Source organism: Nocardia sp. NPDC049737, from assembly GCF_040674755.1.
GTDB lineage: Bacteria > Actinomycetota > Actinomycetes > Mycobacteriales > Mycobacteriaceae > Nocardia.
Map to the genome: position 1 here is coordinate 39,125 of NZ_JBFANH010000044.1, position 10,259 is coordinate 49,383.

Annotated in this window: 10 protein-coding genes; 6 read left to right on the forward strand and 4 right to left on the reverse strand. The window is 65.8% G+C overall.

The window, feature by feature from the left end; translation table 11 throughout:
• The first annotated feature begins 23 nt into the window (after window positions 1–23).
• The 3 genes from AB0J47_RS38000 to AB0J47_RS38010 all read left to right on the forward strand — a co-directional run bounded on the left by AB0J47_RS38000 (window position 24) and on the right by AB0J47_RS38010 (window position 3,403).
• Window positions 24–1,217 (forward strand): FAD-dependent monooxygenase, encoded by a 1,194-nt coding sequence (locus AB0J47_RS38000; protein WP_364358037.1) that lies wholly within the window; start codon window positions 24–26, stop codon window positions 1,215–1,217.
• A gap of 114 nt (window positions 1,218–1,331) precedes the next feature.
• On the forward strand, window positions 1,332–2,666 hold the full coding sequence (locus AB0J47_RS38005) for a hypothetical protein (protein WP_364358040.1): 1,335 nt from the start codon (window positions 1,332–1,334) through the stop codon (window positions 2,664–2,666).
• Window positions 2,666–3,403, forward strand: coding sequence for an ESX secretion-associated protein EspG (locus tag AB0J47_RS38010; protein ID WP_364358043.1), 738 nt, complete (start codon window positions 2,666–2,668; stop codon window positions 3,401–3,403). Before AB0J47_RS38005 ends, AB0J47_RS38010 begins: the two co-directional genes overlap by 1 nt.
• 376 nt (window positions 3,404–3,779) lie before the next feature.
• On the opposite strand, the gene glyA is transcribed toward AB0J47_RS38010, so the two are convergent.
• Window positions 3,780–5,075 carry a serine hydroxymethyltransferase gene (glyA, locus tag AB0J47_RS38015; protein ID WP_364358073.1) on the reverse strand — a complete coding sequence of 432 codons (1,296 nt, stop codon included), beginning with the start codon at window positions 5,073–5,075 and terminating at the stop codon, window positions 3,780–3,782.
• A 228-nt stretch (window positions 5,076–5,303) separates the two neighbouring features.
• A complete protein-coding gene (locus AB0J47_RS38020) occupies window positions 5,304–5,873 on the reverse strand; it encodes a TetR/AcrR family transcriptional regulator (protein WP_364358046.1) in 570 nt (189 codons plus the stop codon).
• A gap of 166 nt (window positions 5,874–6,039) precedes the next feature.
• Between AB0J47_RS38020 and AB0J47_RS38025 the strand changes: the two genes are divergently transcribed.
• Both AB0J47_RS38025 and AB0J47_RS38030 read left to right on the forward strand, forming a co-directional pair.
• Window positions 6,040–6,486 carry a PaaI family thioesterase gene (locus AB0J47_RS38025; protein WP_364358049.1) on the forward strand — a complete coding sequence of 149 codons (447 nt, stop codon included), beginning with the start codon at window positions 6,040–6,042 and terminating at the stop codon, window positions 6,484–6,486.
• A 13-nt stretch (window positions 6,487–6,499) separates the two neighbouring features.
• Window positions 6,500–6,949, forward strand: coding sequence for a nitroreductase family deazaflavin-dependent oxidoreductase (locus tag AB0J47_RS38030; protein WP_364358052.1), 450 nt, complete (start codon window positions 6,500–6,502; stop codon window positions 6,947–6,949).
• Between the two features lie 60 nt (window positions 6,950–7,009).
• Here AB0J47_RS38030 and AB0J47_RS38035 read toward each other — a convergent pair whose 3' ends face one another.
• Window positions 7,010–8,206 carry a DUF885 domain-containing protein gene (locus AB0J47_RS38035; protein ID WP_364358055.1) on the reverse strand — a complete coding sequence of 399 codons (1,197 nt, stop codon included), beginning with the start codon at window positions 8,204–8,206 and terminating at the stop codon, window positions 7,010–7,012.
• Window positions 8,207–8,382: 176 nt separating this feature from the next.
• Between AB0J47_RS38035 and coaA the strand changes: the two genes are divergently transcribed.
• Window positions 8,383–9,315 (forward strand): type I pantothenate kinase, encoded by a 933-nt coding sequence (gene coaA / locus AB0J47_RS38040; protein ID WP_364358058.1) that lies wholly within the window; start codon window positions 8,383–8,385, stop codon window positions 9,313–9,315.
• A gap of 89 nt (window positions 9,316–9,404) precedes the next feature.
• Here the strand turns inward: coaA and AB0J47_RS38045 are convergent, their stop codons facing one another.
• Window positions 9,405–9,956 carry a hypothetical protein gene (locus tag AB0J47_RS38045; protein ID WP_364358061.1) on the reverse strand — a complete coding sequence of 184 codons (552 nt, stop codon included), beginning with the start codon at window positions 9,954–9,956 and terminating at the stop codon, window positions 9,405–9,407.
• Between the last annotated feature and the right edge of the window lie 303 nt (window positions 9,957–10,259).

The window sequence follows — 10,259 nt, forward strand, 5'->3', positions numbered from 1 at the left end:
AGATATCGACCTCAGGAGACATCATGCGCAACAAGACCGTTCTCATCTCCGGCGCGAGCATCGCCGGCCCCGCACTCGCCTACTGGCTGTCCCGCTACGGATTCGCCGTCACGGTGGTCGAGCGCGCACCGCAGCTGCGACCCGGCGGCCAGGCCGTCGACTTCAAGGGCGAAACGCACCGGGATCTGCTGCAACGGATGGGCATCCTCGAGGAGGTCTACGCACACCGGACCGGCACCACCGACACCGTGTTCGTCGACGACAACGGCGAGCAGCTGGCCTTCATGTCCGGTGATTTCACCGGCGGCGATGTGGAGATCCTGCGCGGCGATCTGGCTCGAATCATGTACGAAAAGACCTATCAGAGCTGCGAATACGTCTTCGGGGATTCGATCAGCGCGCTGACCGAGACCGATTCGGGCGTGTGGGTCGAATTCGAGAAGGGCGCGCCGCGCAGCTTCGATCTGGTGCTCGGGGCGGACGGAATCCATTCGCGGGTGCGGCGTTTGGCATTCGGGCCGGAGAAGGACTTCGTCCAGCACAAGGGGCACTACTACTGCGTCGCGGGTGCGAGCCCGTGGGCCACCAGGCCCGAAGGCGAACCCGAGCGCGCGACCGCATTCGGCCACAACGCTCCGGGTCGGCTGGTCATCACCGGCGGGCCGAAGGCACAGCAGCTGTACATGTTCGTCGCTCCCGAACTCGACTACGCCCGTGACGATGTCGCGGCTCAGCGCCGGATCGTGCGGGACACCTTCGCCGGTATGGGCTGGCAGGTGCCGCGGATGCTGTCGGAAATGGAGGAATTCGACGATTTCTACCTCGATGCGATCGCCATGGTGCGGCCGATGAAGAGCTACGCCTGCGGGCGGATCGCACTGGTCGGCGATGCCGGATACGGAAATACGCTGGCGGGCTTCGGCACCGGCGCGGCAGTGGTCGGCGCGTACGTGCTCGCGGGTGAACTCGCCATCGCCGAGGGCGATCACACGGTGGCCTACGGCCGCTACAACGAGATCATGCGCAAGTACACCAAACTCGCGGACTCGGCGGACGCCGGTCGGTTCCTGTGCCCGAAGACCGCGCGCGGCATCAGGTTCCGCAACTGGTTCCTCGGTTCGAAGGGGATGGCCATGATGGAAAAGATGTCCGAGAATGCCAAGACCGTGGACCTGAAGGACTATCCGGCGCTGGTCAGCGCCGCGGATGCGCACTGAGCGGCCGACCGGATGGTCTGGCGTGGCGAGATCGGCTGTGTTTCGATGGAACCGGGGCGGGGCCGAGTGCGTCTATAAGGTCAGACGGCACTGACGGAAGGGGCTGGCTCGGCCATGACAGCACAGATGGACGGCCGCGCGATCACCAATCCCGAGAACGCGCAGAATTTCTCGCACGCGGAGATCAAACAGGCGGCCGACAAGATGAATCCGGGCGGACTCGACGGTGCGTTCGATGCCTGGGCGGCCATCGCGGCAGCGGTGACCAAGGCTGGACAGCAGTTCGAAACCGCGATTCAGCAAGCGGTGGACCAACATTGGGAGGGTGCGGCAGCCGACCGGGCGGTGCGCGGCATTCGGGAGTATGCCGCGCGGGTCGGTGAGCTGGGCGAGTCGCTGGATCAGCAGTCGACGCCGCTGTCGGCGGCGGCGAGTGCGGCGGGGCGGTTCAAGGTGGCGGTGCCGTCGGTGGTGGACAGCTCTGGGCCGGAGCTGCGGAATTCGCAGGAGGAGCAGGCTCGAGATGATATGAGTACCTTTTATATCCGGCCTTATGGATGTACGGCGCCGTTGCTTCCTACGTTGCCGGCGCCGGTTGATCCGATTTCTGGGGTGTCAGGGGTGCTGGGGGCTTTGCCGGGCGGGGATTCCGGGTGGGCTGCGGATACGAGCCCAGCGGAAGGCACCGGCAAGGGTGGGAATTCCGGCAAGGCAGACGGGATCGCTGGAGATACAGCCAAGGCGGAGGACACCAACGGGGCCGAAAATACCGGCAAGGCAGACGGGACCAACGGGGCCGAAAATACCGGCAAGGCGGAAGAGACCAGCGGGGCCGGGAACACGGGTAAGCCAGCGGACACCAGTAAGGCCGGGGATCCGAACGGGAGCGGAGACACAGTCAAGACGGAGCGGCCGGGTCAGGCTGAAGCTGCTGCCCCACAAACTATTTCGTCAGCTCAGAACGGTGACTCGTCGACAATGCCCGCCTCCGCTATGCATACATCCCCGACCTCGACGATCCCCTCGGCGGCCGGTACACAGATTTCACCGAGCACCGTCACCTCCGCTGGGATCACACCGGGTACCTCGACCTCGACGGGTACTTCCCCGAGTCCCGGTGGTGCGCTTAGTCCCGGTAGTGCGCCTAGTCTCGGCGGTGCACCCAATCCCGGTGGTGTACCCGGCACCGGTGAGACTCCGAGTCCTGGCAAGTCGGTGCCCGGTACTACACCGGGAGCGACGGCGACTCAGCCCACCACCAATACGCCGAGTCGGGTGGGCGCGACGGGTACCGCCGGATACTCCGGGATGCTTCCGCCGGGCGCGCGGCCCGGACGGGGTGAGGACGGTGAACACAAGTCGGCTAAGTACCTGCGCACCGAGGAGCACGGCGAGGAGTTGATCGGCGAAGTGGAGAAGACCGTGCCGCCCGTACTCGGAGCGCAATGATGACGCAGTGGACCTTGTCCGCCGAGCAATTCGCGGCGGCCTGGTTCGGCACCGGCCTGGATCGCATGCCCTTTCCGTTTCGCTTCACCAGCCGCTTTCCCGGACTCCACGAATATCGCGCCTACCAGCGCCAATTCCGTGCGGAACTGGCCCATGACGACAATGCTTCGCTGCAGCGCGCCATCGGTGTGCTCGCCAAACCCGAGTGGCGCATCGAACTGTTCGGCGTCGATAACTCCCGCGGCGCGATCGAACTGCGCGCCATCGGCTGCGCCACCCGCACCGGACCGGGCGTCATCGCACAGCAGGCGCCCGCACCGGATGGCGGCAAGGTTCGGCTGCGGCGCGTCCGCGTCGACCAACTAGCCGCCGAACTGATCCGCCTGCTCCCCGACCCACCACCCGGCACCGCAGCCGAAAAGAGTTATCTCCTCGACGATCTCAACGACGACCGCCCCGACCCCTTCGGCAACTCACCTTCCCGCGCCGTCCAGGACCGCTACCGCCGCTTCTGGCGCCAACCGTGCGCGACCAGCGGCACCGTCACCGTCCTGGTCGGCCCCCGCAATGCCGAGCCCCTTCGCACCGGAAAACTCCGCTGGATCGACACCAATGCCGGCCGCTACTGCGAAGTCCCCGCCAACCGCGCCCTCATGATCCGCCCCGCCACCAGCACCGACATCACCCGCTACCTCGATGACTCGATCGTCCGAGCCAAAGCCCGCGTCGACCAGTAGTACTCACAGGCCGAGGCAGGGCCGAACGCGTGCAGTCACGGACTAGAGCAGCCTGCGACAGCACGAGCGGATACGTGCGCGGAGGCCAACGGCCGCGCATAGCAAACCGCAGGCCTGGTCCCGAACACCACCGTCCACATCCTCGAACCCGGCAATCCGCTACCCCCTCCTGAACCATCGCGCATCCGATGCCGTCGAAGCGGGTGACGCCGGACTGATCTCACCCGAGGGGTGCCGCCGCGGAGCAGGACCAGGATAGCGTTCGGCCGAGGAGAAGCGCTTTCGGTTGTGCCCCCGAAAGAATTCGCCTGGGAACCCCCGCACACAAACGAATACCGTTGGTACGCAGCCGGATTCCCAGGCGAATAAGACAGACTCAGCCGAGCAGGTGCCAGTCCTCGAGGCCGTTGTAGAGCGGCAGGTCCCGGGCCAGTTTGGTAACGCGGGCACGCAAGGTGTCGACATCGGAGCCCCCAGCCAGTGCGGTGGCGATGATGTCGGCGACCTCGGTGAATTCGGCATCGCCGAAGCCGCGGGTGGCCAGGGCGGCGGTGCCGATGCGCAGACCGGAGGTGACCATCGGCGGGCGCGGGTCGAACGGAACGGCGTTGCGGTTCACCGTGATTCCGATTTCGTGCAGCAGATCCTCACCCTGCTGACCGTCGATCTCGGAATTGCGCAGGTCGACGAGCACCAGGTGCACATCGGTGCCGCCGGTGAGGACGCTGATGCCCTTGTCCTTGACATCCGCGCCGCCGAGCCGCTCGGCCAGAATCCTCGCGCCGGAGAGGGTGCGCTCCTGGCGCTCCTTGAATTCGGCACTCGCCGCGATCTTGAACGCGACGGCCTTGGCGGCGATCACATGCATGAGTGGGCCACCCTGCTGACCGGGGAACACCGAGCTGTTGAGCTTCTTGGCGTACTCCTGCTTGGCCAGGATCAGACCGGAGCGCGGACCGCCCAGGGTCTTGTGCACGGTGGAGGACACAACATCGGCGTAGGGCACCGGCGAGGGATGCAGACCGGCCGCGACCAGACCGGCGAAGTGCGCCATATCGACCCACAGCTTCGCGCCGACCTCATCGGCGATCTCCCGGAACGCCGCGAAGTCCTGATGCCGCGGGTATGCCGACCAGCCGGCGACGATCACCTTCGGGCGCGAGCTGAGCGCGGTCTTGCGCAGCTCCTCCATATCGATGCGGTGGTCTTCCTTGCTGACCCCGTAGGAGTGCACCTCGTAGAGCTTGCCGGAGAAGTTCAGCCGCATGCCGTGGGTGAGGTGACCGCCGTGCGCGAGGTCCAGGCCGAGCAGCCGGTCGCCCGGCTCCATCAGTGCCATCAGCACCGCCGCATTGGCCTGTGCGCCGGAATGCGGCTGCACATTGGCGAATTCGGCGCCGAACAGTTCCTTGGCACGGTCGCGGGCGAGGGTCTCGACGACGTCGACGTGCTCGCAGCCACCGTAGTAGCGACGGCCCGGGTAGCCCTCGGCGTACTTATTGGTGAGCACGCTGCCCTGCGCCTGCAGCACCGCGCGCGGCACGAAGTTCTCCGAGGCGATCATCTCGAGGGTGTCGCGTTCGCGGGCGAGTTCGCCTGCCATCGCGGCAGCGAGCTCCGGATCGAGCTCACCGAGGGATTGGGTATTGACAGAGGCGGTCGTCTGCGTCACCTGGCCGAGTCTATTGGCCGTCCGCGCCGCGCCGATCAGGGGGTTCTGTGTCTCGGTATGCATCGCAACCTCCGTGGTCCGGGTGCCCCGGAGTGCGCACCCCGAGGCCATGAGCCCGGCACCCAGGCGCGCGGTGCGGGGCGAGGGTGCTTCCCGGTGGTTGCTTCCACCTCGAGTGCGCCAGTCGCGGTCCAATCATCTTATCGGTGGGTCGGGGGCCGAGACCCGTCAAGCCCCGGGTACGGCGGACCGCAACAAGGCGGTGAGGTGCACTTGCGCGTCGTCGAGCGGCCGGGTGGATTTCAGCGCCCGCGATTGGATGATGGCCCCTTCCAGCGCACTGATGACGAATCCGGCCAGCGACCGCGCCTGCTCGGCCGATAAACCCTTGTCGCGCAAGCCGTTCGCGAGTTGGTCGGTCCAGTCGGAGAAAACGGTGCCCGCGGCGGCCTGCACCCGCGGTTCGGCTTCGGCGAGTGCGGCGCCGACGATCGGACAGCCCGTGGTGAACGCGGACTTTTCGAGCGTGTGTCGCCACCAGCCGACGAGCGCGGCGATCCATTGCTCAGCGGTTCCGGATCCGGTGATCTTGCCGGTTACCGCGGCGAGACGCGCACCCGCCGTCCTGGTCGCGACCTCGACCAGCTCGCTCTTGCCGGATGGAAAGTGCTGGTAGAGCGAGTTGCGGGAGGCACGGCTGCGTTCGAGCAGAGTGGCGAGCCCGGCAGCGTGCACGCCCTGTTCGCGCACCAGCTCGATGGCTCCCTCGATAAGCCGGTCACGCGGTCCCAAGGTCATCGCCATCCTCCTTGCCCATGCTTGCGTGAACCGATCGGTCCATGCTGCAATTATGACAGATATGGACCGATCGGTTCATCGAAAGGACGGGGTTCATGAGCGAGCGAAGAATCAACACAGCCGCCGGTGCGGTCGCGACGGAGCCGAGCGCCAGCGAGGTGCGGTCATGACCGCACCGACCGATCTGTCGCAGCTGCCGGGACTCGAACTACTGCGCACCGCGATGACGACCGACTCCCGGCCCCCGTTCATCGGCGACCTGCTCGGCCTGGAGGTCCAGGAACTCGAGTTCGGCAAGGCGGTCTTCGGGCTGCGGACCCGACCCGATTTCGCCAACCCGCTCGGCACCACGCACGGCGGCATCTGCGCCACCCTGCTCGATTCGGTGATGGGCTGTGCGGTGCACACCACCCTCGATGCCGGCGTCGGCTACACCACGCTGGAACTGAAGATCAACTACATCCGCGCGGTACCCACCGACGGCCGTCCCCTGATCGCGACCGGCACCACCATCCACGTCGGCCGCACCACCGCGACCGCTGAGGGTCGCGTCGTGGACGACCAGGGCAAGTTGGTCGCGCACGGCACCACGACCTGCGTCATATTCCGCTGAAAGGAGCACAGCTATGACTGAACGCAGCACTGCAGCAGCCGTGCGCAAGTTCCGTCGAGAACGGTTCATCGGGCACTATCTCGTCAATCCCGCTGTCGGACTGCTGGATCGGATCGGCATCCGCTCCACGATGCTCGCCGAACTGGAGACCATCGGTGCCAAATCCGGTCAGCCGCGCCGCGTGCCGGTCACCGTCTCCATCGATGACGAGGGCGCATGGCTGATCTCCCAGCACGGTCATCGCGCGGGCTGGGCCCGCAATATCGCCGCGAATCCGCAGGTCCGGCTGCGCCAGGGTAAGCGCTGGTACACCGGGACCGCGGCCTTCGTCCCCGATGACGATGTGACCGCCCGCGCCCGCACCTTCGCCAAGAGCCACGCCGCCGAATCGGCCACGGCATGGACGATCAAGGCACTGGAATCCGACCCCATCTCGGTGCGCGTCACCTTCACCGCCGCCTGAGGACGTGTCTCGCGCTCACCGGATGGATCACGGACCAGGCGGCCGCGCAGTCACCAGCAATCACATGGCGCGAAGGGCGCCAGGGGTGAGGGGTTCGTCGAGCAGGCGGCGGAAGCGGTCGGCGCGGTCATCGGCGTCCACAGCGCTGTCCAGCCAGCTGCCGAGCAGGCGGTAGCCCTCGACGTAGGTGCTGATGTAGGCGCGCCAGAGCGACGAGGACAGGAAGCGCAGCGATTGGCGGGCGCGTTCCTGTGTGGTCAGGCCCCAGCGCCGCAGGAATTCGGCGACCTCGTCGGCGTCGCGGCGCCGGTCGTGCAGCAGCAGTGCGGCGTCCTGCCTGACCCCGAGCAATTTCGCCGAGGCGTTCGAAAGCTGTTCGGCGCGTTCACCTTCGAAACGCAACCCCAGATCGGCGTAGATTTCCTGCGCCCACTTCCCCCAACCAGGTCCGACGATCGAGCGCAGCGCCAGATCCGCCAGCCCCTCCGCCATCAGGCACTGAGGGGTATTGACCAGGAACAGCGTCTGCTCGGCCTGGCCGTTGGCGACCAGACCGGCCTCCTTGCGGCAATGCTCGGTGTGATGCCCCGGATAGGCCTCGTGCGCGATGAGACCGGGCAGATGCGCCATATGTTGCTGGAGATCGGAATTGATCGCCACCCGGGAGTGGTAGTTGCCCAGGTAGTAATTGAAGCCGGACCATGGCTTATCCCCCACTACCTCATAGGTGACGTGCTCGTGGTCGGGCAGCGGATAACGCTCGCGCACCCGTTCCCGCAATGCACTCGAGAACGCCTCGACGCACACGCTCAACCGCTCCGGCGGAACCTCATCGGCCTTGCGGAATGCGGTCACCCGCTCGGCTAGCGGACCGTCACCGGGCAGCACCTCGTCCATCTGGCGGTGCGCGTCGCGGTAGTCCTCGACGTCGCCGGGTGCGATATCGACATCGAAGTACGCGCGCACCTCGTCGACGAACCCGATATCGTCCCCGGCGAACTTGCGACCGGAGCATTCCAGCGCGCGCAGGTGCACATCGAGGAATTCGGTCCGCTGCCGCGGCAATCCGGCCGCGGGAAGTTCCGCACGCAAGGCCGCCGCCCGCCGCGCCAACTCGCGCGGCTCGGGAGCGGGCGCGTTCTCCACCTCGCGACGCAACCTCGGATCACCGGTATAGGCGTCGACGAAACCTTCCTCGAGTCGGTCGAATGCCAAGCCGAGTCGCAGGTACTCGGTCACGAGGGGATGCGCTTCCATGACCGCCGACATTAGCCGCTGAGGGCCATGTCATCGACCGGATACCACCGGTATCGGCACCCCGCGTTTCACACGATGTTGACGCAGAGCAGAATTCGGCTATGCGAGAGCTGGACCGAATCTCATACAGTCGGCGCGCGACGTATGCGTGTTTGTCTGAACGGAGTGTCGGGTAAGTGGCACGAATGAGTGAGCCGAGTCCCTATGTGGAATTCGACCGGAAACAGTGGCGGACCCTGCGTAAATCGACTCCCTTGGTGCTCACCGAGGAAGAACTGATCGGTCTTCGCGGCCTCGGCGAACAGATCGATCTGGAAGAGGTCGCCGAGGTCTACCTCCCGCTCGCTCGCCTCATCCACCTGCAGGTCGCCGCACGTCAGCGGCTGTTCGCCGCGACTGCGACCTTTCTCGGGGAGACCCATCCCGATCAGCAGGTGCCATTCGTGATCGGTGTCGCGGGCAGTGTCGCGGTCGGAAAATCAACCACCGCTCGCGTACTACAGGCCCTGCTCGCGCGGTGGGATCACCATCCGCGTGTGGATTTGGTCACAACCGACGGATTCCTATATCCCACCGCGGAACTGACCCGGCGCGGCATCATGCACCGCAAGGGTTTTCCGGAAAGTTATGACCGCCGCAAACTTCTGCGCTTCGTCACCGAGGTGAAATCCGGTGCGGCCGAAGTATGTGCGCCGATGTATTCACATATCTCCTATGACATCGTGCCGGGCAAGTTCCACTGCGTGACTCAACCCGACATTCTCATCGTGGAGGGTCTCAATGTGCTGCAGACCGGTCCGCGGTTGATGGTCTCGGATCTGTTCGACTTCTCGATCTACGTCGACGCGCGCATCGAGGACATCGAGAACTGGTACGTGCAACGGTTTCTCACACTGCGCGAGACAGCCTTCGCCGATCCGAACGCGCATTTCCACCATTACGCGGGCTTCACCGACGACCAGGCGACGGCCGCCGCGAAGGAGATCTGGAACTCCACCAACCGGCCCAATCTGGTGGACAACATTCTGCCCACCCGGCCGCGCGCGACGCTGGTGCTGCGCAAGGACGCCGACCACAGCATCAACCGGCTGCGGTTGCGCAAGCTTTAGCCGTAGCGACTGCTTGCAGGCCGGTAGCGACTGCTTGCAGGCCGGTAGCGGCTGCTTGCAGGTCGCTCGCAACGGTCAGCTCGCAACGGTCACAGCTTCCAGGCCGCATCCAGCCGGGCGGCGACATCGATATCGCGCACCGCGGCGATATGCGGTTTGCGGATTTCGGTGGCGAGATAGCGCGCCACGAAGCGCCGGATCTCGTGATCGACGCTGGCCAGGATGCGCAGCAGCTGTCCGCGTTTGGTTGCGGTGGCCACATTGATGCGGACATCGCTCGGACGCGGTTCGGCGATATCGATGATGACGCGCAGCGGCTCGGCGGTGCGCACGGTCAAGTGCAGGTGGATATTGCCGTCGATGTGGAAGCGATGCCGGTCGACGGCGAGATCGAGCAGCAGATCGACCTCGAGCGGGATGACCAGTTCGAAGGCGATGACCTCGTCGACGAACCGTTGCAGCTTCGGCTCCCCGAGTTGCACCTGCGCGGCGACCTTCGCCAACTTGGCCGGCCCGACACCGATCGGGCCGAAATCGAAGGCGGCACCGGTCAACTGGTCGAATGCACCCGAGATGCGCTGCTCCGAGGCCGCGTATTCCAGAAAGCGCCGACCGAATTCCTCATACCCGATATAGGACATGTCCCCATCCACCCACCGCAGGTTCACTTTTCGGCCCCAACTCGCATCGCCGACACGACCACAACGGAGCGAGTCTTACGAGCGAGGAGTTCGCGGCCCGTCTCGCGTCCGAGCCGTCGTAGCGCATGCGCCCGCAGACGGGGCACTTGACCTTCGGGGACGCGTGTATCAGGTGCCGAACGTCCCGCCATCCCCAACCACAACGGAGCGAGTCTTACGAGCGAGGAGTTCGCGGCCCGTCTCGCGTCCGAGCCGTCGAAGCGCATGCGCCGCAGGCGCGAGTCTCGACGGCTCGGACGCGAG